The organism is Nitrosomonas sp. Is24 (genome assembly GCF_033063335.1).
Classification (GTDB): domain Bacteria; phylum Pseudomonadota; class Gammaproteobacteria; order Burkholderiales; family Nitrosomonadaceae; genus Nitrosomonas.
This window is the reverse complement of sequence record NZ_JAWJZG010000001.1, coordinates 898,328-924,194: the sequence shown is the minus strand read 5'-3', so window position 1 is coordinate 924,194 and position 25,867 is coordinate 898,328. Positions and strand designations below refer to the sequence as shown.

Below are 25,867 nucleotides of genomic sequence, written 5' to 3'. Positions count from 1 at the left end.
CGGATTTAAACCATTTGTTGCGGATGGATTTTGCGGGAAAAATCCGGTTGATCCCGGTGCAGCGGCCAGGCACCGCTAACCGTAGATATCTTCCTTAAACTGTTGTTGAATCGATTCCACTTTCTGCCGGTTTTCAATCAATGCTTGCACGCAATCGATATCCAGTTTTTCACCGGCGAGCTGTTGCAACATGGCGAATGCTTTTTCATTGCCCCACGCTTCCTTATAAGGACGGCGCGACGTCAGCGCATCAAACACGTCGGCCACTGCGACGATGCGCGCTTCCAGCGGAATCTCATCATTGCGTTTACCGGTAGGATAACCGCTGCCGTTCACCGCTTCATGGTGAAATTCAGCGATATTGCGCAGTACGTCGATATGATTGATATTGCCGAAGCCAAAGTTCATGACGATATCATCAATCATTTCCCTGCCTTTTCGCGCATGCGTATTCATGATCGCCCGTTCTTCCGCGTTCAGCGGCCCCGGTTTCAGCAAGATACTGTCAGGTATGGCGATCTTCCCGATATCGTGCAGCGGTGAAAACATGAAAACTTGCTCGATATACGCATCGTCCAGATCGTATCGATCAGCCAGCGCTTCGGCGATGATGCGGCTGTAGCGCGACATGCGATCCAGATGGCTGCCCGTTTCGGGATCGCGGAAATGCGTAATGCCGCTGGTTGTTTTCAACGCGGCGTTCATGACCTTCAATGTGGCCAGTTCATTGACGATCATCAGCGCGATCAGGTGTCCGTAGATATCGAGAATGCTCAATACATTCTCGGTGAATACCTCCGCTTCATGCGAATTAAAAAACAAAAATCCGACAAACTCGCCGCCATGAAAAATCGGCATGGTATAGCTCGCGGCGTAGCCGGAGCGGCCAATGCGCTGGGTATGCTCGTGCGTGCCGTTCTCAAAAGTCACCAGGTTATTGACCACCCGCGGCAAGCCTTGGACAAGGATTTCCTTGAGCGACGGCGCGTTATCCAACGACGTTTGATAGTGTAGCAAGGGGTTTTCTCCCTCGCTGCTATTCAGATACGTTTTTAGCACTCGCGTATCGGGATCGTACAGCGCGATTGCAATCCGTGAAATAAACGGAAATTTGTTCTGAACAGAACGATGCGCGCTGATCATTTTATCCTTCAACGGTAACGGTTTATTCAAGTCGTCGAGCAGATCACGATGATTAAACATTTTGCAATTCCCGGGGGAAAATAACATAACGGCCAGATCAAATTTGAGTTTGAATTTATTTCCTTTTACCGGCAAATGCGCACTTCAACCGTGATTGAAATTGGAGTAATCCATCATCAACTGGTATACTTCCGCCACATTGAGTTTTATGGCGGGCCTCCCCGCATTGCAAGGTAGTCAATCTGGTCAGGTCCGGAAGGAAGCAGCCACAGCTATTTATTGCGAGTGCCGGGGGTCGGGCTCGCCACCCAACACGAACTGGGATCTGCCTTTCCGGATTTTTACTGGTTTAACAGGATCTAATTCGCTTTTCCAATCAAAAACGTGTCCCAAACACAAGTCCTTGCGCGTAAGTGGCGCCCGAGAAATTTTTCCGAATTGACTGGACAGGAGCATGTGGTCAGAGCATTGACCAATGCGCTTGAGCAAAACCGTTTACACCATGCGTATTTACTGACCGGCACGCGCGGTGTCGGCAAAACCACCATCGCCCGCATTCTGGCGAAGTCGCTCAACTGTGAAACCGGTGTCACCGCAACGCCTTGCGGCGCCTGCGCGGCGTGCCTGCAAATCGATGCGGGAAGTTTTATCGATCTGATCGAATTGGATGCGGCTTCCAACACGCAAGTCGATAACATGCGCGAACTGCTGGAAAATGCGCTGTACGCCCCCACCGGTGCGCGTTATAAGATTTACATCATCGACGAAGTGCACATGCTGTCGAAATCGGCGTTCAATGCCATGCTGAAAACATTGGAAGAGCCACCCGCGCATGTCAAATTCGTGCTGGCGACCACCGATCCGCAAAAAATCCCGATTACCGTGTTATCCCGCTGTTTGCAATTCAACCTGAAACAAATTCCGCAAACGCAGATTGCCGCCCACCTCAAGCATATCTTGGCGCAGGAAAACATTCCTTGCGACACCCCCTCGTTGCAGTTGGTCGCGCGCGCCGCGCAAGGCAGCATGCGCGATGCGCTCAGTCTGCTGGATCAAGCCATCGCGTTCGGCGAAGGCAAAATCGAGGAAGCCGGTGTGCGGGATATGCTCGGCATCATCGATCAAGGCTATTTGTTCGATCTGCTCGAAGCTTTGGTGCAGCGGGATGGCGCAAAATTATTGTCTCTGACCGATGAAATGGAAGCGCAGTGCCTCTCCTTCGATTCCGCATTGCAGGACCTGGCCGCGTTATTGCATCGCATCGCACTGGCGCAAACCGTGCCGCAGGCAATCGGCGAAGATACCCCGGAATACGCGCGTATCGTTGCATTGGCAAAATCCTTAGCGCCCGATGATGTACAACTGTTTTATCAGATCGCATTGCACGGGCGCAGCGATCTGAGTCTGGCGCCCGATGAATATGCCGGTTTTACCATGACGCTGTTACGCATGCTGACATTCATGCCGGATGATCTGGCATCGCATCGCCAGAGCCCGCAGGCCGCACCGGTGAGCAGCAAGCCATCCGTAACAGCGGAGAAAAAACCGCAAGCGGCGCCCAGACAAACTCTCCCGCAAGAAAACACCACCGCTCCCCTGCTGGATTGGCCGCAACTGAGCCAGCAATTGAAGCTGACCGGTATGGCAAAAATGCTGGCGCATCACAGCGAGGCCAAGACCATCACCGGAGAGAAAATAGAATTATGCGTGCCGGATGTGCATAAGCACCTGCTGGAAAAAAAATATCAGGATAAAATCCAAGCAGCGCTGAATAGCTATTTTGGCAAGCCCGTTACCTTGAATTTTTCCGTCGGCAGCATCACCGGATTAACACCGGTCGCACTGCAACAGCGCGAAGAAGAAGAGAAGCAGACCAATGCCATCGCAGCCATTGAAAAGGATCCGGTCGTGCAAGAATTGATTGAGCAGTTTGACGCAAAACTGATCGTTCCTTCCATTAAACCCATTGAAAAATAAAGGAGACAAAAGAAATGAGAGGTAATATCGGAAACATGATGAAACAAGCGCAAATGATGCAGGAAAACATGCGGCAAATGCAGGAAAATCTGGCCAGTATTGAAGTCGAAGGCCAATCCGGCGCCGGCATGGTAAAAGTCACGATGACCTGTCGTCATGATGTCAAACGCGTCAACATTGATAGCAGCTTGATCGGCGACGACAAAGAAATGCTGGAAGATCTGGTCGCTGCGGCTTTCAATGACGCCGTCCGTAAAGTCGAAACGACCACGCAGGAAAAAATGTCGGCGCTGACCAGCGGAATGGGATTACCACCAGGAATAAAATTTCCATTTTAGGAATATTCTGTTATCGCACCGCAAAGCGCGAGCATAGAGAACAGTAGGATATCGACAGAAAGCCGCAGGGGTGACATACACTTGCGGTAAACAATCTCACAGTCTTTGATAGGCAAATTATCGCCAGATGTGGCGATGCTTTGCCATGAATTCAAAGAACAAGCATGATTGGCGCCGGAATAGTTTAAAATCCGCCATTGCGCGCATTACTACTCATTTCAACTGTCAGCACACATCGCAGGCCACCTATCCATGAAAGTTAAGAGACCACTTAGACCGGCCATAAAAAAAACACCGTCCGCTGAACGCGCGCCAAGCCAGAAACCGGTCACAACACATGACGAACCGCCAGCAGTGACTTTTAAGCTGCAAAAGCTGCTGGCGCAAAAAGGATTGGGCTCGCGGCGGGAAATGGAGGAATTAATTGCGACCGGTGCAGTCAGCGTCAACGGCAAGACCGCCACACTCGGCGACCGCGCCGGGCCAGGTGACGTGATCCGTATCGGCCGGCGCGTGATTCGCGTTCATGCCGAAGCGGATTTACCCAAAGTGCTGCTGTATCACAAACCCGAAGGCGAAATCGTCAGCCGTGACGACCCGGAAGGCCGCCCTTCCGTTTTCGACAGGCTGCCGCATCTGCGATCATCCAAATGGATCGCCATCGGGCGGCTGGATTTCAACACCAGCGGGCTGCTGATTTTCACCAACGATGGCACATTAGCCAACCGGCTCATGCACCCGCGCTTTGAAATGGAGCGCGAATACGCCGTACGCATACTCGGCGAACTGAGCGAAGAACAAATGGAACAACTCACCACCGGCGTGACACTGGACGACGGCGAAGCGGCATTCACTTACCTCGCCGACCAAGGTGGCGAAGGCTCGAATCACTGGTACCGCGTCATCCTGAAAGAAGGCAAAAACCGCGAAGTACGGCGCATGTTCGAAGCCATCGGACTCACCGTCAGCCGCCTGATGCGTGTACGCTTCGGCCCGATCAACCTGCCGCCACGGATCAAACGCGGGCAATGGCTGGAACTTGATGAGAAGGAAACGCGGCGGTTGTTGAGTTTGATTGGCTAGATCTTTACGCGGCGGTCAATCGCTTTGCGCGAAAAGCTCTGGCAATTTTCTCCAGATCTAAAACCGGTATCATGCGGATCGAATTATTTACCCCGATCTGGGCCAGTTTGTTGGAATGTATCGCAAGCATCAGGCTGCTCCGCTCAGCTCCGCCCAATTGAGGCAATTCCGGTTCCCACTGTGCCGGTTCGATTGATTCCAGCGCGGGAATCGCGAACCCCATCGCTTCGTTATCGACTTCAACAACCAGCACGCTGGTTGCCGCGGTTCTTTGGATAGATTTTCCGGTTACCAAACGGCTCAGACAAACCACCGGGATGCTGCATCCGCGCACGACCACCATTCCCAGCATGGGGCCGCCTTGATCCAGGATAGGAATATCGCTTGTGAATGGCAAAATTTCCTTTATTTGCTCGAAAGGTGAGGCTGTTTCGCCATCAAGCTGATAAGTAATCATATTAGGACGTTTTCCCGGTTTTCCGCTGTCCGGTGTAGCTTTTTGCGTGGCATGCCGGTTTGCGGCGGATTGACCGGTCGTGTTAACACCGGCAAGATTGACTACTTGCGGATCGGACTTAAGCGCTGCGCCGTCCAATACAAAATATCGTGATGCCGCAGCCAGCTCATGCTGAAGGGTTGTATCCGGCAGCACACCGCAGAACAAGGAAGGCCGCGGCACAGTGTAAGCAGGCATGCTGATTACTTCACTTTTGTGTATACGGATAACATTAATGACTTTGCTTACAAGAAGCGCGACCATCCCTTGCGGCAAGTGAATCAAAACGGCTTGTAAATGCGCGGTTAAATCTATTTCACCGAGTCCGCATAGATTCAGCAAGTCGAGTACCGGAACCTTAGCGCCATCGTAACTGATCACACCATGGCAATTGCCCATCGCCAATGCCGAATGTTCAATGGTGAAATCCGACATCGTCGTATAAACCGCCATTGCATCGATAGCGAGTGCGACTGAACCGCAACGCATCAGCAGCATAGGGTGCATTTTGCCGTTTTGAGCTTTATCTTCCTCCTCGCCGGAGACACTCTCCACACGCCTCGACTCGGGATCTTCCGTCACGGGAACATCTTTAAGCATGATCAGCGCCGCTGGAGACAATATATTAACCAGCACACCGTCATCGTCACGCCGGAGACAACCGCAGTACACTGGAAGATCGGCGGCGGCAAAAGTTATCCGGTTGGTGTTTTTCTCATTGCCGGTGAATACCCCGGTTACCGTTTCCGTGAGCAAACCTAGCAGCTTGTTCTCGTACGCCATGATAATGACATTCGGAAACACAATATCCGTAACCGTCAAATCCAGTGCAATGCGCAGATCAATAACCGGCACCATGACCCCGCGTAAATCAATACCGCCGATTACGTATGGCGCGGCGCATGGCAATTTCGCCAGTACGCCGCAGGGTATCACTTCGCGCAAGGTTTCCATCGGTAACGCCAGATCCATGCCCGCAATGCGAAACCCGCCATAGCCTGCTTGAGTTGTAGTCGCGTCCATCATTTTTATTTTATGATGCCTTCGTGCTGGCGATTTGTTCAATCAGCAGACTGACTTCTTTAGCCATCGTGCTTTGGCTTTCCGCCGATTCGGCAATTTCCGCCACGCTCTTACTGGTTCGAGCGACGCCAGACATAATACCTTCAAAACTGCGCGACGCATCCCGGCTTACTTCCGCTCCTTTCTCGACATGCTGTGTCGATTCATCGATCAGCTTGGTGATCTCGCGCGCCGCCACCGAACTGCGCTCGGCCAGTTTGCGCACCTCATCGGCTACCACCGAAAAACCGACCCCATGCTCACCGGCGCGCGCTGCTTCGATTGCCGCGTTAAATGCCAGCAGATTGGTTTGATTGGCGATATCCCCGATCACACCCACGATCTCCGATACCCTTGCAGAGCTGGTCTGAATCGACGCAATCGCGGCGATCGATTTTTGCAATGCATCGAAACCGGATTGTGCCGCCGTGGAAGAATCATGCGCCAATTCCGCTGCCACACCTGAATTGGCAGCAATCGCATCGACACTTTCAATCAGTTTGCGAACCTGAATATTCATTTCTGCAGCACCTGCTGCGATACGTTTTTCCAATTTCACTTCGTTCGTGACATCGTGCGCATATTTCACGATTTTCATCACTTTCCCATTGAGATCGAAGATCGGGTTATAGGTTGCCTGTATCCAGACATCGCGATCGAATTTACCGACACGATGAAAACGGCCGCTGATAAATTCACCTTCACTCAACCGCAACCAGAAATCGCGGTATTCCTTGCTCTGAGTATATTCACCGGAACAAAAAATACTATGATGCTGATTCTGTATCTCGCGCAATGTATAACCCATTGCCGTCAAGAAATTCCGATTGGCATTGAGCACATGGCCATTCAGATCGAATTCGATCACCGCTTGTCCGCGGTCGATTGCCGATACTTTCGCTTCAAATTCCGAGTTATGCAGTTTGCTGGCCGTGACATCGGAAGCAAACTTCACCACTTTGGCTGGATTTCCTTGCGGATCAAGAATCGGGTTGTAGGTTGCTTGAATCCAGATTTCGCGATTATTTTTACCGATCCGCTTGTACTCACCCGATTCAAATTCTCCTCGAGACAAGCGCTCCCAAAACGCATGGTATCCCGCGCTTGCGGCTTCTTCCGGATCGACAAACATGCGATGATGCCGCCCCGTGATGTCGTCCAAATTCAAGCCCGTCAACTTGAGAAAGTTTTCATTGGCTGTCAGAACCTTACCGCTCATATCAAACTCGATTACCGCTTGCGAGCGATCAATTGCACTCATTTTACCTTCAGCATCCAATCGACTCAGTTTGGCATCAGTTACATCGTCAGCAAGCATCAACACCTTCACCAAGTGCCCGTCAAGCCCCATAACCGGACTGAAATTAGCCAAAAACCACCGTTCTATTCCACCGGCGCCCTTGCGCCTAACCTCGATATTTTTTGCATGTCCTTCACGCATGGAACGCCAAATACCAGTACTAACACTACTGCGAGTATCTTCTTCAAATTGAATATGGCTTTCTGATTTACCAACGAGGTCTTCAAGTCCGAAACCAAGCGCATTCTGCATCCTCTCATTAGCAGTCAGGATATGACCATCGGCGGATAATTCCAAAATACAACTACTGTTAGAAACAGCGTCCATTCGCGCTGACATTTCCATTCCAAGCAGCTTAGATGCAGTGATATCACTGCAATACTTTACTACCCGTACCGGTTGTCCGTTCAGATCAAGAATCGGGTTATACGTGGCTTGAATCCATACCCGCTTGCCATTCTTACCTACGCGTAAATATTCACCTGAATAAAATTCACCTTCGCCCAGTTTCTGCCAGAAAACACGGTAAGCACCACTAGCCGCTTCCTCTTTGTCGACAAAAATACGGTGATGTTGCCCGTTGATTTCTTTCAGCGTATAGCCCATCAATTTGAGGAAATTTTCATTTGCGTCCAGCACATTACCAGCCAAGTCGAATTCAATGACACCTTGTGAGCGTGATATGGCTGCGATTTTGCCTTCATTCGACAGGGATACCAATTTTGTGCCAGTGATGTCGTTCGCAAATTTGATGATTTTGCAGGGTTTTCCATCCACATCCAGGATCGGTGTATAAGTCGCCTGCAACCATACCGGCCGGCCTTGCCGGTTTAACCGCATGAATTCCCCATGTTTATGTTTACCAGCGCGTAAATCGTCCCAGAAAACTTGATAGTCCGGGCTTTTCTCATAAGCCTCTTCACAAAATATACGATGATGCTTGCGTACAACTTCTTGCAGCGTGTAGCCCAATGCTTCCAGAAATTTTTTGTTGGCTGTCAACACATAACCATCGAGATCGAATTCGATAATAGCGTGCGTATGGTTGATAGCCTCAATTTTTCCATCATCTTCGAGCGATTTGGATTTTCTGGCCGTAATATCACTGGCTACTTTAACGACCTTGCATGGCTTACCGTTACCATCCAGTACCGGGATATAGCTAGCGCAAATGTATATATCATGTCCATTGGCCGCAACGCGGCGAAAATCGCCAGAGGTGTATTTTCCCGCGCGCAAATCCGCCCACAAGTTCTTATATTCCTCGCTATCGGCCGCACCGGAAGGGCAAAGTTGACTATGATGCTTACCCACCAGATCTTCCAGAGAATATTCAAATAATGTCAGGAAATTAGTGTTGGCAGTCTGTATGTTGCCATCGAGATCAAATTCGATAATGGCCTGGCTTTGCTCAATCGCCTTATAAACCTTGGTCAAATGCTCTTGATCGCCTTCAGATAAGGCTTGTGCTTTAATGGATGGTAAAGCTGACATATTCTCTCTCCAAATCTCCTTGATTTAATAGATGTACCGCAATAGCTTGTAGGTTTACTCTGATAGACCATAGGCGCGCACTGACAGTACGGTTCATTTCAATTACGGCAAGAATACTCTCCGGTTAAACACCGATCAGAATGATCTTTATCGATCTAATCCACCCATCGTTTCAATGAAGAAAATGTAAGACAGGTGTGTGAAACACGACACAGAAGTGCCAGCGCAATGACACTTAACCGTAAATCATGCGGAAACATTGACGAAACAAACAGGAGTGATTGCTCAGCAGGCAATGCCGGAAAAATCAAACGATAGGATTGAAGTATATTTAGGTGAGAAACATGCCCCCTTCGATGGGCTAGCAATTCTGCAATTGATCCTTTTGCAGTAGAAAAACAAACGCATCCCCCGCGCTGGTTTCCAGCCAGGTGAACGGTAATTGCGGAAACACCTGTTCCAGCGCGTCGCGGTTGTGGCCGATTTCGACGATCAGAATGCCGTCATCGGTCAAATGCTGCGTGGCTTGTTGCAGGATTTTCCGGGTTGCGTCCAGGCCATCGCCGCCGCTGGCCAACGCGTTTTCCGGTTCATGGCGGTACTCCTGCGGCAATTGTTGCATCGATTCGGCGTTGACGTACGGCGGGTTGCTGATGATTAGGTCGTAGCGCTTTCCGTGCAGGGCTGAAAACAGATCGGACTGGATCAAGCCGACACGGTCTTGCAGGGCGTAATCCTGCACATTCTTATGCGCCACGGCGAGTGCTTGCGCGGAAATATCGGCAGCGTCGATGTCTGCATTTTCAAATGCGTGCGCCATCAAGATAGCCAGACAACCGGAACCGGTGCAAAGATCGAGCGCGGTTGTGATGTGATCGGGCTCGGCGATCCACGGCGCTAGTTGCGTTTGCAGCAATTCGGCGATGAACGAGCGCGGGATGATGACGCGTTCGTCAACATAAAAACTGAAATCACCGAGCCAAGCTTCGTGCGTCAGGTATGCCGCGGGAATGCGGTCTTTGACGCGGCGTTCGATGATGTCCAGCACTTGTTTGCATTCGGCATCGGTGATGCGCGCATCCAGGAACGGTTCCAGCCGGTCCAGTGGCAAATAAAGGGTTTTCAGAATAAGATACGCCGCTTCATCGTACGCATTGGCGGAGCCGTGGCCAAAATACAGACCGGCTTTGTTAAACTGGCTGACAGCGAAACGTAAAAGATCACGGATGGTATGAAGTTGCGATTGCGCTTGAGCGATCATAGGTAGTCACAATGTTAGAAAAATGAGGTGTTGATGTTAAAGCGTCCGGAGAATGCTTTACCGGCCGGAATGGGGTAGCAATGTAGCACAAAAACCACCGTGACGATAAAACGGTGACTATCGATTTTTTGCAACGAAAACGGAACGCCATTGGAAACAAATCCCGATCATTATTTCATGCAAGCCGCATTGGAATTAGCGCAGAAAGCGCAGGATTGCGGCGAAGTACCGGTAGGCGCGGTGGTGGTGCAAAATAGCCGCATTATCGGACACGGCTACAACCGCCCGATCTCCACCGCCGATCCCGCCGCACATGCCGAGATCATGGCGATGCGCGCTGCCGGTAGCCATCTGGGCAATTACCGCTTGCTCGGCTGCACGTTGTATGTGACGCTGGAGCCATGCACGATGTGCATCGGCGCAATTTTTCACGCACGCATTCAACGTCTGGTATATGCGGCGACTGACCCGAAAACCGGAGCGTGCGGCAGCATCATCGACCTTCCGGCAGAAACCCGGCTGAATCATCATTTGCAGGTAGAAGCCGGTATGATGGCAACCGAAGCCAGCACATTATTGAAACAGTTTTTTGCGCAAAGGCGCAAGGCAAGTGAGCGGAACAACCATGAAAATTGATATCACGATTGCAGCCCAGCAACTGGATTTACTGGATGAACACGGACAAATCGTGCGGCAATACCGGATTTCCTCGGCCAAGAACGGCACCGGTCAGGAAAATGGAAGTTTCTGCACACCGCTCGGGAAACATATCATCCGCGCCAAGATCGGCGCCGGTCAGCCGGTCAATACGGTTTTTATCAAACGCCGCCCAACCGGGGAAATTTATTCGCCGGAGTTTGCCGCGCAATTTCCCAGAAGGGATTGGATTCTGACGCGTATTTTATGGCTATGCGGCTGTGAACCCGGTTTTAACCGTTTCGGTACGGTGGATACCATGCGCCGCTATATTTACATTCATGGCACGCCGGACAGCGTGGAAATGGGCAAACCCGGATCGATTGGGTGTATCCGCATGCGCAACAGCGAATTACTGGAGTTGTTTGACTGGGTGAGTGCGGGAACTGAGGGCACTGAGGTAAATATTCACCGGTAACAGCCTGAGACGGGGCGCCGCACTTTTGCAACCTATTGGCGTTAAGCGCAGCGCAATGGATCGAGTATTTCCGCTAGCCCCGTCTTTGTTATTCTCATTTTTGCAAATGCCTATACCAGCAACGAACTCTTGTTTCTGGCTCGCGCGGCAGTGCCATCATCGATTAAAATCTTGAGCGCAGGAAACTCTTTTTGATGCAACTCCTGCAAGGTATAGATTTCCTGTAACACTTCCAATGGGAATCCTTGTCTGTTCTGGTCTTTTTCAACGACCAGCAATTTCTGGATGAGCTGATAGAATTCCTTGTATCCCCAATGCAGTTCGATCATATCCGCAATTCTTTTGTAGCTCGTATCAAGTAACGATTCTTTATCGCCTAAATAAGCTTTAAATCCTTTGATTGAATTTTTTAATGGCATGTCAGTACTCCTTATGCTTTTCCAATATAAATTATTCATTGATAGCTGAAAAATTGGACTCATCCCAGCTTAATATTTTGGGATTACGGATTCTTCTGTAGAAAATACAGAAATCTCACGTCTCAGTTTTTATATTTAACGGCAAACTGTAGGAATTATCTGAGTCAATTTTTAAAAAATTTTTTATGCTGAATAACCTGAGAGCAAAATCGAGCTCAATTGAAATAACGCGCACTTCAGGAAAGTACCGTATTGCTGATTAAAACCATTCAAAGCAGATATTCTTCATAAAATTTAACCGGTTCCTCCCATACCCTGCTCATAGGCGTTTGATGCAGCGATCAACTCAAACCTTATAAGCACCGGTGTTCTGTAAAGTATTTTCAATCTTTAAATCTCCTAACGAGGTGGCCTACTTAAAATAATTTTTCTTCTGTGCGTTTATTCTGGCAGAGCAACAAAAGGTTCAACGTTGATAAAGATTTTTTGCTGCATGGGTTGAGGTGTGCTTATGAACACACAATAATATGCAATTAATTCTATTACAATCAATAATTTGAACATAACATAAATTAATTGACCACAAAGATTACTACGCCATGATGTTAAAATTTCCTACTGGAAATTCATTTTGAGTTTTAATTTGTCAACGAAACTCCCGTTCTCATTACCCGGCACTGAATCACTTTAAAACAATCGATGGTTTAATCATTTGCACCCACAATCCATGACAATAAAAAACCATCGGCTGCTAGGATTGCTGTTCATTCTGAGTTACCCGGTCAGCGCTCATGCTCAGCTTAGCGCCAGCGTAACCGGCACGACCGATTATATTTGGCGCGGTTATTCCAAAAGCGATGGAAAACCCGCCGCACAGCTCAATATAGATTACGGGTTCAAATCGGGTCTTTATCTCGGCACTTTTGCTTCCACCGTCAATTTTGCCGATCAGGGATTCGCCGCGCGTTCCGATGCGGAATTCAAGCCCTATGCCGGTTGGGCCTATCAGCTATCGGATGACTGGCGCTTTAATGCGGAGTGGACCCGTTATATTTTCACGGGCAAAATCTTCGGTCAGGAAGTTGATTACAACGAATTTTACTGGCATACACATTTCCGCGATTTGCTATCCGCCAACTTTAGCTTCTCCGAAAATGGCTACCAGCAAAACCATATGTCGTTCAACTATGAAATCACCGGACGCTACCCGATCACCAGCTCCATCGAAATGTCAGGCACGTTCGGCTACAGCCAGCAGAAGAAAGTGCTGCACTATGATTACCTGTATTGGACTTCCGGCGTGACTTGGCATTTTTCCCCGAACATCGGTATCGATGTCCGCTACTATTCCGGATTGGATTTAGGTGCCGAAAAAGAACATATTGCTGGCTGGCAATTCCGTCCGCACGTGGTCGATAACCGGGTTTTATTCTCTATTACCGTCGGATTCTGATTTTTATTTCTGCCGCAATGAACTTTTAATCCGCCACACGGAATAGACAGGGCAAATTTACCGAGACTTAATCAATAGTCATAGCGATTATGAAACACCATGAGTGAATTGCCCGGGTCTAAAGTAAGAAAATCTTTTAACTCGGACGAACAGCAAGTTAAGGAACGGAATCTGATCGCCGAAGCTGCGGGCGGCAATGGAAAAGCTTTTGAACAACTGTATCAACGTTATTTTGACCGTTTGTATCAGTTCATTTTTCACATTACCCGGCGGCATGATTATATTGAAGAAATTATTAATGACGTGATGTATGTGGTGTGGGAAAAAGCATCGACCTACGATCAAACATGCCGTCCGTCCACCTGGATTCTGGGGATTGCATATTTCAAGGCATTGAAGAGCATCGAACAAAGCCTGACTCGAGAAGATCGATCCGTTGAATTCAACGATGAGTTGGATTACTTTCCCAATCCCGCAGCGCAGTGGGTTTCGCAGCTGGAGATCAGTAACTGGCTGGAAGCGGGCTTTGATAACTTATCCCCGGAACAGCGCGCGGTGGTAGAGATGACCTATTATCAAGGACTGCATTACCATGAGATTGCAGAAATCATGCAATGCCCTGAGAACACAGTAAAAACCAGAATGTTTCATGCACGGAAAATTTTAGCGAAGTTACTTCCAGAGCTTAAAGGCAGGAGTTAAACGATGTCCTCTACAACAATCAATGTCACGGGTAAAAACGAGCATCAGAAAGTATGGAATCTCCTGCCCTGGTATGTGAATCACTCCCTGAACGCTGCTGAGAAAGACCGGGTGAGAAATCACGTAAGGACGTGCATAGCCTGTAGAATTGAGCTGCAACAGCAACAGCAATTATTTGAAGAAATGCAACAAACGGATCTTTTGCGGCAGGTTTCGCAGGCTGCTTTCGCGCAACTGAGAAAGCGCATTGAGCGGCAATCTGTAATCCGCCCTTTTACCCGGCCTAACCAGCCCGGCGAAGAATCCAAACTTTCTTCCGGCCAATCTCCCGGTTTTGTAAAATACACTGCCTTGGCAGCGAGCTTATTATTGCTGGCAATGCCGTTTATGTTGCATTTACCGGCAGATCAATCTGCGTTCACAGCAGAATACAGAACACTCGCCAGCGCACCGCAAAATACCCCGGCACACAATCGGGTACGCATCGTCTTTGCAGATCAACCGGATCCCAAGCACATCGGAGCCATCTTGCACAGCGTCTCGGGCCGCATCGTTCAAGGGCCTTCGGAAAATGGCATTTATGAAATCCAAATCGGTGACCGGCATACGCGCCCGCAAGAGATGGACGCTGCCATCGCCCATTTACGTAACAATACCCAGGTCATTTTTGCCGAACGGGTTCAAGGATTGCAACCAACCGGTCAGGATATACGCTAATGCATACTTATCGCGTGCGCATCCACGCTTTTTTCTTTTCGTTGCTGATAGCGTTACCGATGGCGATGCTGGTCGTTTTACCCGCCCGTGCCGAGCAGGAGTTTCTTGTCGATCCTCAACTTTTCGATAGTACGCAAGCCGACCGGATTATTTTAGTCACTTACACCGACAAGCACATCGACCGCATCCCGGTTGGCGTGGCAAACCAATCCTATCGCCGCCGAGGCGAGTACAGCAGTTCAACCTGGGGAAAAAGAGTAGCTTCGAGTATCGAAGCGGATTACAAACTAACCATCCTTTCGCAGTGGCCAATCCGGGAAATCGGTGAGCACTGTGTCGTCTATCTGATTGACGAAGACCAATCCGTGGATGCAATCATCAAGGCCTTAAGCGAGGACGACCGGGTCGATAATGTTCAAACGATGAGCACTTTCAAGGTCATGGCGAACAGCTACAGCGATCCTTATTACCGCCTGCAATTCAATATCCAGTCGATGAATCTGGCCGAAATACACCATCACGCAACCGGCAAAAATGTAACCATCGCCATTATCGATACCGGAATCGACGCGACACATCCCGATTTGCAAGGCCAGATTCAGCAAACTAAAGATTTTGTCACGCGGAAATCCCCGGAATCGTTCAACGATCTGCATGGCACCGCCATAGCAGGCGTCATTGCAGCCAAAGCAAACAATGGACAAGGCATCGTCGGTATCGCGCCGGATAGCCATGTGATCGGATTGAAAGCTTGCTGGGAAATCAAAACCGGCAGTTTCGAGGCGGCTTGCAATAGCTTTACCTTGGCGCTCGCGCTCAATACCGCCATACAAATGAAAGTCGATGTGCTCAATCTCAGCTTAACCGGACCGCATGATCCGCTGCTGGCCAGATTAATCGATAAAGCCGTGCAAAAAGGCATGATCATCATCGCTTCGCAAGCGGATAGAAACGACAGTAAATCCGGTTTTCCGGCACAACAACCAGGTGTTATCGCGGTTCGCAGCGCGCATACCACCATCATGCCATCATCCGATGACGGTGATGTCCTCGCTATCTCCGCGCCAGGACAAGAAATACTGACGACGTTACCCAAGGGCACGTACGATTTTGTGTCCGGTAACTCTCTCGCAACAGCGCACGTCTCCGGCCTTACCGCCTTGTTGCTGCAAATCAACCGCAACCTGACGCATCAAGAGATCTCCAGATTGCTGGAGAAAGCCAACGAACCTACTTTTTACCAGTTGTTCAGCAAAAACAAACTGTTCAGTACCATCAGCGTAAAAACTTCAAAAAACCATCAGCAGCAATCGGGAAGTTAAATTCATCGTCTGAAATAACGTTTCCGCACCGTATCGCCGGAGCATTTCACTCCATCCGGTTTCACAACCCCGCTTCACCCGGTAAAATCAACTACAGCAGGCTTGAATGTATTTGCGCGCCTCGCAACACAGCCGAATTTCGTTTTGCGCGGTGTCGTGTTAATCTCTGCGCTGCATTTTTCAAACGATCCCGTTTGGACGTGCTGCTTTTGAAATCTGATTTGAATTGATGGGTTATGAACAAGGATAAAAAAATAAAAGTATTATTTGTCTGTATGGGCAATATTTGCCGCTCGCCAACGGCGGATGCGGTATTCCGGCACCATGTCAAAGCCGCCGGGGTTGATCATCTGATTCACGTGGATTCCGCCGGAACGCACGCCTACCACATCGGCGACCCGCCGGATCATCGCGCGCAAAGCACGGCATTACATCGTGGATACAAAATGCATGAACTGCGCGCCCGCGCGGTAGAATCCAGCGACTTCGAGGAATTCGACTATATTCTGGCAATGGACAAGGAAAATCTCACGTTACTGCTGCAACGCAGCCCGCGGCAGCATGTCAACAAAATCCAATTATTCATGCAATATGCGCCCAGCGCCGAGGCGGACACCGAAGTCCCCGACCCCTATTTCGGCGGACAACAAGGATTCGAGCTGGTGCTGGACATGGTCGAGGAAGCCAGCCAAGGTCTGCTGGCGCATCTGCGCACTATCAATACACAACAAGGACAATTCCCATGAAAACAAAAGCCGCTGTCGCCTGGAAAGCCGGTCAACCGTTGACGATTGAAGAAATCGACCTGACCGGCCCCAAATCCGGCGAAGTGCTGGTCGAAATCAAAGCCACCGGTATTTGCCATACCGATTACTACACACTGTCGGGTGCCGATCCGGAAGGTTTGTTTCCAGCCATACTGGGGCACGAAGGCGCGGGCGTGGTAGTCGACGTCGGCCCTAACGTCAAATCGTTGCGCAAGGGCGACCACGTCATTCCGCTGTACACGCCGGAATGCCGTGAGTGCAAGTTCTGCCTGTCGAAAAAAACCAATTTATGCCAGGCCATCCGCAGCACCCAAGGCAAAGGCCTGATGCCAGACAGCACCTCGCGTTTTTCCATCGACGGCAAACCACTGTTCCATTACATGGGCACCTCGACCTTCTCCAATTACACCGTCGTGCCCGAAATCGCGCTGGCGAAAATCCGCGAAGATGCGCCGTTCGACAAGGTGTGTTACATCGGCTGCGGCGTTACCACCGGCATCGGTGCGGTGATTTATACCGCCAAAGTCGAGGCTGGCGCGAATGTCGCGGTGTTCGGTCTGGGCGGTATCGGTTTGAACGTGATTCAAGGCGCGCGCATGGTCGGTGCGGACAAAATCATCGGCATCGACATCAACCCACAGCGTGAAGCGATGGCGCGTAAATTCGGCATGACGCATTTCATCAACCCGAACGACGTGCCGAACATCGTCGACGCGGTAGTGCAACTGACCGACGGCGGCGCGGATTACAGTTTTGAGTGCATCGGCAGCACCAAAGTCATGCGTCAAGCGCTGGAATGCACGCACAAAGGCTGGGGACGCAGCATCATCATCGGCGTGGCCGAAGCCGGCGCCGAAATCAGCACCCGGCCGTTCCAACTCGTTACTGGGCGCAAATGGGAAGGCTCCGCATTCGGGGGCGCGCGCGGCCGCACCGATGTACCGAAAATCGTCGACTGGTACATGGAAGGCAAAATCGACATCGATTCGCTGATCACGCACACGCTGACGCTGGACAACATCAACGAAGGCTTCCGCCTGATGAAAGCCGGTGAATCGATCCGCTCCGTGGTGATTTACTGATCGTGACGACACTCGAAACCCGCAGCCTGCACCACTGCTTTGGCGGCATCCAAGGCTACTATCAGCATCCGTCCACGGTCATCGGCCTGCCGATGCGCTTCTCGGTGTATCAACCGCCGCAAGCCAAAGATCACGCCGTTCCCGTGCTTTTTTTCCTCGCTGGACTGACTTGTACCGAAGAAACGTTCATGATCAAAGCCGGGGCACAACGTTACGCCGCCGAACTCGGATTGATGCTGGTCACGATGGACACCAGCCCGCGCCAAACCGGCATTCCCGGCGAAACCGACGCCTGGGATTTCGGCGCCGGCGCGGGGTTTTATCTCGACGCAACGCAAGAGCCGTGGTCGAAGCACTACCGCATGGAAAGCTACATCACGCAGGAACTACGCAACATCATCATCGAACAATTTCCCGCAGACCCAAACCGCATCGGTATCTTCGGTCATTCGATGGGCGGGCACGGCGCGTTGACCCTGGCACTGCGCTACCCCGACCTGTTCCGCTCGGTCTCCGCGTTCGCACCGATCTGCGCCCCGATACGCTGCCCGTGGGGACAAAAAGCATTCAGCAACTACCTCGGTGAAAATCAGCAAGACTGGAAAAAATATGACACCACCACCCTACTCCAAGCCGGACACCGCGTCCCCGGCCTGCACGTCGATCAGGGATTCAACGATCAATTCCTAGCCACACAACTCTTCCCCGAAGCGCTCGAACAAGCCTGCGGCGATGCCGGTCAGCAACTCACACTGCGTTATCATCAAGACTACGACCATAGTTATTACTTTATCAGCACGTTTGTGGGTGAGCATTTGCAGTATCATCGGGATGCGCTGTCATGATTCTTCGTTATCTGCTGGTAAATCCAAGGCTCATTTTTTAGTTAAGTATCATCTCAATCGCTATGCCGAACCCACAATCAAAGACAAAGAAACCGCTGATTGAGGCGGAAACCTTGTCTCTAAATGATTGGCTCTCGCATGTTCTAGTGCCAAAGCACGAGCGTACCTATCAAATCATTGACTACCAGTTTCCTACTGATGAACATCGTGATGAATTTCTGGACAAGATTTATACCTTCTCAGAAAATCAGGTAAGAGACTTGCTCCGTAATTTCCTAGTTCCAAGCGGATCGCTCGGTACAGATCATCTTATGCGCCATTCGATACATGATCTAGCTCCTGCAAAACTTGCTCAGTTAATCGAAGAAAACGAGTTTATCCGTCGACTAACCGAACCGCCTTTTCTTCCATGGGAAGGCATTACCTGGATACTCGATCTCCTTCCGCATTACCCGAGGAAGACCCTTGATGTGCTTGATGGATTTTTCATTGCACATTGTCAGACACTTCCAGACGGACGAATACACGGTCTATCTGATGCTGAAGCAATCATTCGCCGTCGATACTTGCATTGCGACAATCCACGTGAATCTCTTCTTTCCCTCGGACCGGAGGAGTTTGAGTATTTGGTTGGTGCGCTATTCGAACACATGGGTTACCAAGTAGCAGTTACCCAGACTTCTCGTGATGGTGGCGTCGATGTGGAAGCTAAACGTGATGATCCGGGCGGACGTGTATTTGTGTTAATTCAGTGTAAAAGATATGAAAAAGCCGTAGGTGTCCAAACCATACGTGAACTAAGAGGGGTAGTTGCCAGAAAACAAGCGAATAAAGGCATCGTTGTTGCAACCAGTAATTTTACTTTGCCTGCTAAACAAGAAGCTTCTGAGAATGCCATGATTGAGCTGATTGATTTCGTTTCCCTTAATAAATTGCTGAATGAACACTTTGGTTCCAAGTGGCCAAATCGCATTGCTCATGAAATTAGGCAATTACAGATAGCCTCCGCAAGATTATGTCGCCAAACACTTTGATGTCTAATTTTTTATCACTCGGATTATAAATAACTGCATCGGTGGGATCAAACCTTACAATCGACACACTCAAATAAATCAAGTGCTACAAATTGCTATACAAAGATTTTGCAAAAATCTAATGCCTGCGACCTTATCAAGGTATCATCGTGAACAGTTTGAATTGATACTTTCAAAAATTACATAACTACGATTTGTTCCCAATGCAATGACTATGTTACTGTTGCCATTGTTAATTGAATGCACAGTTATATTGTACGGAAATCAAAATGGATAATATCAGCGTCAATAAATTTCGCGACAACCTGAAAAATATCGTTGAGAAGGTTATCAGCGAACATCAACCGGTTAAAATTACCCGTCGGAGCGGTGAGGATTTTGTGGTCATCAGCGCCGAGGATTGGGTGCGTGATCAAGAAACGCTTTTTGTGCTTCAAAATTCCCATCTAATGCAACAAATTCTGGCTTCGACACAAACCCACGCCACAAAATCGGGATACACACCCTCGGATGAAGAAACCCAAAAGATCCTTGGTGTTTGAAGGTAATACGTGGGAAGTATACGAAACACTGAAAACACGTGACCCGCGCCTGCATAAATCGCTTTGCAACATCCTGAAAGAAATGTTGCGCGATGATCCGGCGGCGGGTATCGGCAAACCGGAAATGTTGCGTCATAACTTAACAGGCTTTTGGTCGCGTAGGCTTAGCCAAAAAGATCGTGTGATCTGCAAATTTGACGACAAGTATGTGTATATTTTCGCCATTGGCGGGCATTACGAGCAGCTGTAAATCGGTAGCCGAGCACGCATCAGCATGAAGAACATAGAGCTACTTTCAGTTTGATTCCCATCACCTAAAATCTCCACTTATACCGCCGACCTCTTTTTCAGTCCCTTGATCCCGGATTTTCAACATGCGCCCCATCGTCGATATCGCCGCAAAGCTTGACCTGCAACCGGATAACCTCATGCTGTTCGGTGAGCATATGGCGAAACTGGGATTGAGTGCTTTGCCGGAAAAAGATGCGCAACCCAAAGGTAAAATCGTCCTGGTCTCGGCGATCAATCCGACGCGGATGGGTGAAGGAAAAACGACGGTTTCTATCGGATTAGCGCAGGGACTGGCGCGCATCGGGCAGCGCGTTGCGTTGGCATTGCGCGAGCCGTCTTTGGGGCCTATTTTCGGCATTAAAGGCGGCGGTACCGGTGGCGGGCGTTGTCAGCTTGAGCCGTCGACGCGCATCAATATGCATTTCACCGGCGATCTGCATGCTATCGGCGCGGCGCACAACCTGCTCGCCGCGTTGCTCGATAACGCCGTTCACTTTCGCAGCGGCTTGGATCTGGAGCATCGTCAGGTTTTCTGGCGTCGCGTGTTGGATATGAACGACCGCTCGCTGCGGCAAGCGGTGATCGGGTTGGGCGGGCGGCTCAACGGCGTGCCGCGCGAAACCGGGTTCGACATTACCGCGGCTTCCGAAGTCATGGCCATTCTGTGTCTGGCCGAAGATCTCGCCGATCTCAAAGCGCGCTTGGGGCGTATTCTGGTTGGGTTCGACCGTTCCGGTAATCCGGTCACGGCGCAAAGCCTCCAGGCGACGGGGGCGATGGCGGCTTTGCTGCACGATGCGATACTGCCGAATCTGGTGCAAACCACCGAAGGCGTCCCGGCTTTCGTGCACGGCGGCCCTTTCGGCAATATCGCACACGGCTGCAACAGCGTAATCGCCACCAAGGCGGCGGCTGCTTGTGCCGATTGGGTGGTGACGGAAGCGGGTTTCGGCTTTGATCTGGGCGCGGAGAAATTTTTCGATCTGAAATGCCGCAGTGCCGAATTATGGCCGAGCGCGGTGGTGCTGGTCGTCACCGCGCGAGCGCTGCGGGTGCACGGCGGCGGCGATCCTTCCCGCCCCGGCAGTATCGAAGAAATCGAGCGCGGCCTGGCGCATTTGCAGCATCACGTAGAGAGCGTGCGGGCTTTCGGCTTTGAGCCGGTCATCGCCATCAATCGTTTCATTGGCGATACCGGAAACGAACTAAGCCTTATCGAACAGTACTGCGCTAAGCTTGGATTGAGCATTGCCATTTTCACCGGTTTCACCGATGGAGGCGCTGGAGCTGAAGTGTTAGCGCATGCAGTGGTCGCGATGACCAACCGGCCGCAGCCACCCGTGCGCTACTTATACGATCTGAATGATTCACCCGAAGACAAGATTGCGGCTGTTGCCAGCACCATCTATGGCGCCAGCGAAGTCGAGTTCAGCCGGGCAGCGAAGCAAGACCTCGAACGAATCCGCGAATTGGGTTACGACCGGTTACCAGTGTGTATCGCCAAAACCCATCTGTCGCTTAGCAGCGATCCCGCCAAAGTAGGCCATCCAGAGGCATTTCCTCTGCCGGTGGAATCGGTGCGCATCGCCGCAGGAGCTGGCTATTTGCTGGTGATGACCGGCGACATCGTCACGATGCCGGGATTGCCACACGATCCGGCTGCGCATCGTATTGATTTGAGTGATGATGGCGGCATCATCGGTGTTTGAATGAAGAATCCATGAGATCGAGCATTTTTTGTGCTCGCACTCACGTCAAAGCATTTGGCAGTGACGGTTTAAAACTTCCCAGCTTGTAGAATTTCCACCAACTTCGCTAATGCCTGGCCACGGTGGCTGATTTGATTTTTCTGTTCGGCGGTTAATTCGGCGGAGGTTTTACCGAATGCGGGCAGGAAAAAGTAGGGGTCGTAGCCAAAGCCGCCGCTGCCGCGCGGTTGATCGATGATTTCACCGTACCACGAGCCGTCGACGATGAGTGGTTGCGGGTCGTCGGCATGGCGCACTAGCACAATCACACAGTAGTAATAAGCGCGCCGGTCGGTTTGATTTTTCAGTGATTCGATCAATTTGAGATTGTTGCGCTCGTCCGATTTGGGTTCTCCGGCGTAGCGGGCGGAATTCACACCGGGAGCACCGCCCAGCGCGCTGACGCAGATACCGGAGTCATCCGCAAGAACAGGCAAACCGGAGCAGCGGCTGGCGTGGCGGGCTTTGGCGAGCGCATTTTCGACAAATGTAATGTGCGGTTCGTCGGCTTCGCTGATGTTGAATTCGGATTGTGGCGCAACGTCGATGGCCAGCGGCGCCAATAATTCGCCGATTTCGCGCAGCTTGCCTTTGTTATTGCTGGCGATAACCAGTTTTTTCAGCGTACTCATGGCTGCGTCAGTACATTGCGCTGGATGGCGATCAATTCTTCGATGCCGTGTTGCGCCATGTCGAGCATGGTGTTCAGTTCGGTGCGGCTAAAGGCATTGCCTTCGGCGGTTCCCTGCACTTCGATGAGATGCAATCTACCAGTCATGACGACGTTCATGTCGGTATCGCAGGCGGAATCTTCCACGTAATCCAAATCCAGAACCGGCGTGCCTTCAAAAATACCGACCGAAATGGCCGCGACATGATCGATGATCGGCGTGGCTTCGATGAGTTTCTGATCGAGTAGTTTCTGGATCGCATCGTGCAGTGCGACAAAAGCACCGGTGATGCTGGCGGTACGGGTACCGCCATCGGCTTGAATAACATCGCAATCGATTTGGATGGTGCGCTCGCCCAGTTTTTTCAGATCCACCGCAGCGCGCAAAGCACGTCCGATGAGACGCTGGATTTCCATGGTGCGCCCGGTTTGTTTGCCTTTGGCCGCCTCGCGCTGCATGCGGCTATGCGTCGAACCCGGCAGCATGCCGTATTCCGCAGTCAGCCAACCCTGCCCCTGACCTTTCAGGAACGGCGGAATCTGTTCGCTGATGCTGGCAGTGCAGATAACTTTGGTGTCGCCGCATTCGATCAACACGGAACCATCGGCGTGCTTGATGTAACGGCGGGTGATTTTGACCGGGCGGATTTGCGCAGCGGTACGATGATGACTTCGTGTCATAGTAAACAATCCAGGATAAAGAGAGAATTTAACTGCTTAGCTGCCGAAGCGGTAAACCGGTTTGGGGGGAGAACCTGCCGATACGGTCAGCACTTCGTAGCCGTCACCGGTCACCAGAACGGTATGTTCCCATTGCGCCGACAGACTGCCGTCCTTGGTGGTGATGGTCCAACCATCCGGAAGGTGCCGAATCGCGGCTTTACCGGCGTTAATCATCGGTTCGATGGTAAAAATCATACCGGGTTTGAGTTCCATGCCGGTGCCGCGCCGCCCGTAATGCAGCACCTGCGGATTTTCGTGGAATTTGGCGCCGATGCCGTGTCCGCAAAATTCCCGCACCACGCTATAGCCTACACCTTCAGCCAGCTTCTGAATGGCAAAGCCGATATCGCCCAGATGAGCGCCCGGTTTCACTTCATCAATACCGCGCCACATGGCTTCGTAGGTTACTTCGCACAAGCGCTTGGCTTGAATCGAGGGTTCGCCGACATAGAACATACGGCTGGTATCGCCATGATAACCTTCATAAATCACAGTGATATCCAGATTGACAATGTCACCGTTCTTTAATTTTTTCGGTCCGGGAACACCATGACAGATTTGATGATTGACCGATGTGCAAATCGATTTGGGATACGGTGTATGCCCCGATGGCGCATAATTCAGCGGCGCGGGAACGGTTTTCTGCACGTCCACCATGTAGCGATGGCAGAGCGTATCCAGTTCTTCGGTGGTAATACCCGCCACCACATGAGGTGCGATGTAATCCAGAACTTCCGACGCCAACCGGCCGGCGATGCGCATTGTTTCTATTTCTTGCGGTGTTTTGATGGATACCGTCATTATTGTTTAGTTATTATTCAGTGATAGAAGTGATAGCGTTGATTATTCCGCTTTACAGCAGTGCTGTCCATTATAAACGTTCACACTTGCCTTGAGCCAAACGGGTATCGTCAAATTGTTCGACTAATTTCTGCATTTGCTCCTTCACCATGTGCGCCGGATTATGAATGACTATTTTTTTAAGCATCACGCTACGTTCTTCTATCTTAGCATTGGTGATGCCTTTTTTTTCGATCTCCCGTAACTGCTTGAGCGCATCCTGCTGGTCGTAAAACATGCCGAGCGATACCGCATTCTGCCATTGATTGTCGTCTTTGACACGAAAGCTGACAATACCAAGATTCCTCAATTTATTGATCTCACGATTGGCCGCCTCCTTATTCGGATAGCGTGGAATATACAACCAATACATCGTGGTTTGAGCGGATTCCTCGGCGTCGTACATCAAGTCAGGAAATAAATCGGTCAGTACGGTTTCGGCGTAGCGTATCTGCTCTTCATAAAAATCACCCCACAGCAAACAATTTTCCTGCGCCGGAACCAGCACGATTTTTTCGGGATTGACCTCGGCCGGCGCGCCCCCTTTTTGCCTGTCAAAATGAAGCTGTGTAACAGCCAGATAGGCAATGTTAACAATCAATAGCAGCATGAAGATTATTTTCATTGAAAAATAAAATATTAAATAATGAAGACCATTTGAATTTTGTTGTTAATGCTCTTGTGCCTTGTTAAAATACGCCGTTAATTTTCAACACACCTACCAACTTTTGAATGCTCTTAAATGGGAACACGAGATATGAAAATGATTAAACATATGGTAATGCTCGCAGCACTTACAATAGCTGCGCCTCTGGCCGCTGAAGAAACAGCCGCTGACTCCAGCGCCGCGCCTGCTGCTCCAGCCAGTGCGCAAGAAATCGCTTCCGGTGTTTGCGCCGGTTGTCACAATGCGGATGGCAACAGCGTCATCCCGATGAATCCTATTCTGGCCGGACAGCAAGCGGAGTATATCACCAAGCAGTTGATGGATTTTAAAGCCAGCGAAACCGAGCCGGCTAAGCGTAATAGTCCGGTAATGTCTTCGATGGTTGCCGCACTTTCACAGGAAGATATGAAAAAACTGGGAGAATACTATGCGCAGCAAAAAACGGTGCCAAGTCAGATAGAGGCTGACGAAAAACTGCTGGACACAGGAAAAATTCTTTACCACGGCGGCAACATCGAAAATGGCATCCCTGCCTGTGCGAGCTGCCACGGCCCGACCGGATCCGGTATTGTGCCGCGCTATCCTGGCGTTGCCGGTCAACATGCGGAATACACGTTGACACAGTTAAATCAGTTTAATACCGGCGATCGCGGGAACGATAACAAAGTCATGCAAAAAGTTGTCCATCGCATGAGCGCGAATGAAAAACGTGCCGTATCAGCTTATATTTCCACCATGCGTTAATCGCATCCGGTTTGAAACCAATAAAAAAGGCGG

26 protein-coding genes and 1 other RNA gene are annotated in these 25,867 nt (G+C 50.5%); 18 read left to right on the top strand and 9 right to left on the bottom strand.

Annotation, left to right across the window (positions count from 1 at the left end; all coding sequences use genetic code 11):
• Nucleotides 1-75: 75 nt before the first annotated feature.
• On the bottom strand, nt 76-1,203 hold the full coding sequence (locus R2103_RS04035) for an HD domain-containing phosphohydrolase (RefSeq protein WP_317530241.1): 1,128 nt from the start codon (nt 1,201-1,203) through the stop codon (nt 76-78).
• A gap of 150 nt (nt 1,204-1,353) precedes the next feature.
• Here R2103_RS04035 and ffs point away from each other — a divergent pair.
• The 4 genes from ffs (at nt 1,354) to rluB (ending at nt 4,541) form a co-directional block, all read left to right on the top strand.
• An RNA gene (gene ffs, locus R2103_RS04030) (signal recognition particle sRNA small type) lies at nt 1,354-1,452 on the top strand.
• A gap of 75 nt (nt 1,453-1,527) precedes the next feature.
• Nucleotides 1,528-3,120, top strand: a complete 1,593-nt coding sequence (gene dnaX / locus R2103_RS04025) for a DNA polymerase III subunit gamma/tau (RefSeq protein WP_317530240.1) — start codon at nt 1,528-1,530, stop codon at nt 3,118-3,120.
• Between the two features lie 14 nt (nt 3,121-3,134).
• On the top strand, nt 3,135-3,458 hold the full coding sequence (locus tag R2103_RS04020) for a YbaB/EbfC family nucleoid-associated protein (protein ID WP_317530239.1): 324 nt from the start codon (nt 3,135-3,137) through the stop codon (nt 3,456-3,458).
• 252 nt (nt 3,459-3,710) lie between these two features.
• Nucleotides 3,711-4,541 carry a 23S rRNA pseudouridine(2605) synthase RluB gene (gene rluB, locus R2103_RS04015; RefSeq protein WP_317530238.1) on the top strand — a complete coding sequence of 277 codons (831 nt, stop codon included), beginning with the start codon at nt 3,711-3,713 and terminating at the stop codon, nt 4,539-4,541.
• Between the two features lie 4 nt (nt 4,542-4,545).
• Here the strand turns inward: rluB and R2103_RS04010 are convergent, their stop codons facing one another.
• The 3 genes from R2103_RS04010 to prmB all read right to left on the bottom strand — a co-directional run bounded on the left by R2103_RS04010 (nt 4,546) and on the right by prmB (nt 10,154).
• Nucleotides 4,546-6,063, bottom strand: a complete 1,518-nt coding sequence (locus tag R2103_RS04010; RefSeq protein ID WP_317530237.1) for a chemotaxis protein CheW — start codon at nt 6,061-6,063, stop codon at nt 4,546-4,548.
• Between the two features lie 7 nt (nt 6,064-6,070).
• Nucleotides 6,071-8,893, bottom strand: a complete 2,823-nt coding sequence (locus R2103_RS04005) for a PAS domain S-box protein (protein WP_317530236.1) — start codon at nt 8,891-8,893, stop codon at nt 6,071-6,073.
• A 361-nt stretch (nt 8,894-9,254) separates the two neighbouring features.
• Nucleotides 9,255-10,154 (bottom strand): 50S ribosomal protein L3 N(5)-glutamine methyltransferase, encoded by a 900-nt coding sequence (gene prmB / locus R2103_RS04000; protein ID WP_317530235.1) that lies wholly within the window; start codon nt 10,152-10,154, stop codon nt 9,255-9,257.
• A 150-nt stretch (nt 10,155-10,304) separates the two neighbouring features.
• Here prmB and tadA point away from each other — a divergent pair, with 150 nt between their 5' ends.
• Together tadA and R2103_RS03990 are read left to right on the top strand one after the other, a co-directional pair.
• Nucleotides 10,305-10,790 (top strand): tRNA adenosine(34) deaminase TadA, encoded by a 486-nt coding sequence (tadA, locus tag R2103_RS03995; RefSeq protein ID WP_317530234.1) that lies wholly within the window; start codon nt 10,305-10,307, stop codon nt 10,788-10,790.
• The gene (locus R2103_RS03990; protein ID WP_317530233.1) at nt 10,780-11,268 is read left to right on the top strand and encodes a L,D-transpeptidase; all 489 of its coding nucleotides are present in this window, start codon (nt 10,780-10,782) and stop codon (nt 11,266-11,268) included. The genes tadA and R2103_RS03990 overlap by 11 nt, the downstream gene beginning before the upstream one ends.
• A 110-nt stretch (nt 11,269-11,378) precedes the next feature.
• On the opposite strand, the gene R2103_RS03985 is transcribed toward R2103_RS03990, so the two are convergent.
• Nucleotides 11,379-11,687, bottom strand: a complete 309-nt coding sequence (locus R2103_RS03985) for a hypothetical protein (RefSeq protein WP_317530232.1) — start codon at nt 11,685-11,687, stop codon at nt 11,379-11,381.
• A gap of 727 nt (nt 11,688-12,414) precedes the next feature.
• On the opposite strand from R2103_RS03985, the gene R2103_RS03980 reads away from it, so the two are divergent.
• From R2103_RS03980 to R2103_RS03930, 11 genes are all read left to right on the top strand, one after another.
• Entirely contained in the window at nt 12,415-13,140 is a 726-nt protein-coding gene (locus R2103_RS03980) for a TorF family putative porin (protein WP_317530231.1), read from the top strand.
• Nucleotides 13,141-13,239: 99 nt separating this feature from the next.
• A complete protein-coding gene (locus R2103_RS03975; RefSeq protein ID WP_317530230.1) occupies nt 13,240-13,842 on the top strand; it encodes an RNA polymerase sigma factor in 603 nt (200 codons plus the stop codon).
• Between the two features lie 3 nt (nt 13,843-13,845).
• Complete coding sequence (locus R2103_RS03970; RefSeq protein WP_317530229.1) at nt 13,846-14,559, top strand: zf-HC2 domain-containing protein; 714 nt, start codon at nt 13,846-13,848, stop codon at nt 14,557-14,559.
• The gene (locus tag R2103_RS03965) at nt 14,559-15,881 is read left to right on the top strand and encodes a S8 family peptidase (protein ID WP_317530228.1); all 1,323 of its coding nucleotides are present in this window, start codon (nt 14,559-14,561) and stop codon (nt 15,879-15,881) included. Before R2103_RS03970 ends, R2103_RS03965 begins: the two co-directional genes overlap by 1 nt.
• Before the next feature lie 236 nt (nt 15,882-16,117).
• A complete protein-coding gene (locus R2103_RS03960) occupies nt 16,118-16,627 on the top strand; it encodes a low molecular weight protein-tyrosine-phosphatase (protein WP_317530227.1) in 510 nt (169 codons plus the stop codon).
• On the top strand, nt 16,624-17,730 hold the full coding sequence (locus tag R2103_RS03955) for an S-(hydroxymethyl)glutathione dehydrogenase/class III alcohol dehydrogenase (protein ID WP_317530226.1): 1,107 nt from the start codon (nt 16,624-16,626) through the stop codon (nt 17,728-17,730). Before R2103_RS03960 ends, R2103_RS03955 begins: the two co-directional genes overlap by 4 nt.
• Before the next feature lie 2 nt (nt 17,731-17,732).
• A complete protein-coding gene (gene fghA, locus R2103_RS03950) occupies nt 17,733-18,575 on the top strand; it encodes an S-formylglutathione hydrolase (protein ID WP_317530225.1) in 843 nt (280 codons plus the stop codon).
• A 62-nt stretch (nt 18,576-18,637) separates the two neighbouring features.
• Nucleotides 18,638-19,609 (top strand): restriction endonuclease, encoded by a 972-nt coding sequence (locus R2103_RS03945; protein WP_317530224.1) that lies wholly within the window; start codon nt 18,638-18,640, stop codon nt 19,607-19,609.
• Between the two features lie 269 nt (nt 19,610-19,878).
• Nucleotides 19,879-20,151, top strand: a complete 273-nt coding sequence (locus tag R2103_RS03940) for a type II toxin-antitoxin system Phd/YefM family antitoxin (RefSeq protein ID WP_317530223.1) — start codon at nt 19,879-19,881, stop codon at nt 20,149-20,151.
• Entirely contained in the window at nt 20,144-20,401 is a 258-nt protein-coding gene (locus R2103_RS03935) for a Txe/YoeB family addiction module toxin (RefSeq protein ID WP_317530222.1), read from the top strand. The genes R2103_RS03940 and R2103_RS03935 overlap by 8 nt, the downstream gene beginning before the upstream one ends.
• 124 nt (nt 20,402-20,525) lie before the next feature.
• On the top strand, nt 20,526-22,151 hold the full coding sequence (locus R2103_RS03930; RefSeq protein ID WP_317530221.1) for a formate--tetrahydrofolate ligase: 1,626 nt from the start codon (nt 20,526-20,528) through the stop codon (nt 22,149-22,151).
• A gap of 68 nt (nt 22,152-22,219) precedes the next feature.
• Here R2103_RS03930 and rdgB read toward each other — a convergent pair whose 3' ends face one another.
• The 4 genes from rdgB to R2103_RS03910 form a co-directional block, all read right to left on the bottom strand.
• Nucleotides 22,220-22,822: an RdgB/HAM1 family non-canonical purine NTP pyrophosphatase gene (gene rdgB, locus R2103_RS03925; protein WP_317530220.1), complete on the bottom strand. Its 603-nt coding sequence runs from the start codon at nt 22,820-22,822 to the stop codon at nt 22,220-22,222.
• Nucleotides 22,819-23,541 carry a ribonuclease PH gene (rph, locus tag R2103_RS03920; protein WP_317530219.1) on the bottom strand — a complete coding sequence of 241 codons (723 nt, stop codon included), beginning with the start codon at nt 23,539-23,541 and terminating at the stop codon, nt 22,819-22,821. The genes rdgB and rph overlap by 4 nt, the downstream gene beginning before the upstream one ends.
• Nucleotides 23,542-23,577: 36 nt before the next feature.
• On the bottom strand, nt 23,578-24,384 hold the full coding sequence (map, locus tag R2103_RS03915; RefSeq protein WP_317530218.1) for a type I methionyl aminopeptidase: 807 nt from the start codon (nt 24,382-24,384) through the stop codon (nt 23,578-23,580).
• Between the two features lie 70 nt (nt 24,385-24,454).
• Nucleotides 24,455-25,033: an SPOR domain-containing protein gene (locus R2103_RS03910; protein WP_317530217.1), complete on the bottom strand. Its 579-nt coding sequence runs from the start codon at nt 25,031-25,033 to the stop codon at nt 24,455-24,457.
• A 147-nt stretch (nt 25,034-25,180) separates the two neighbouring features.
• Between R2103_RS03910 and R2103_RS03905 the strand changes: the two genes are divergently transcribed.
• A complete protein-coding gene (locus tag R2103_RS03905; protein WP_317530216.1) occupies nt 25,181-25,834 on the top strand; it encodes a c-type cytochrome in 654 nt (217 codons plus the stop codon).
• The last annotated feature ends 33 nt before the right edge of the window (nt 25,835-25,867 follow it).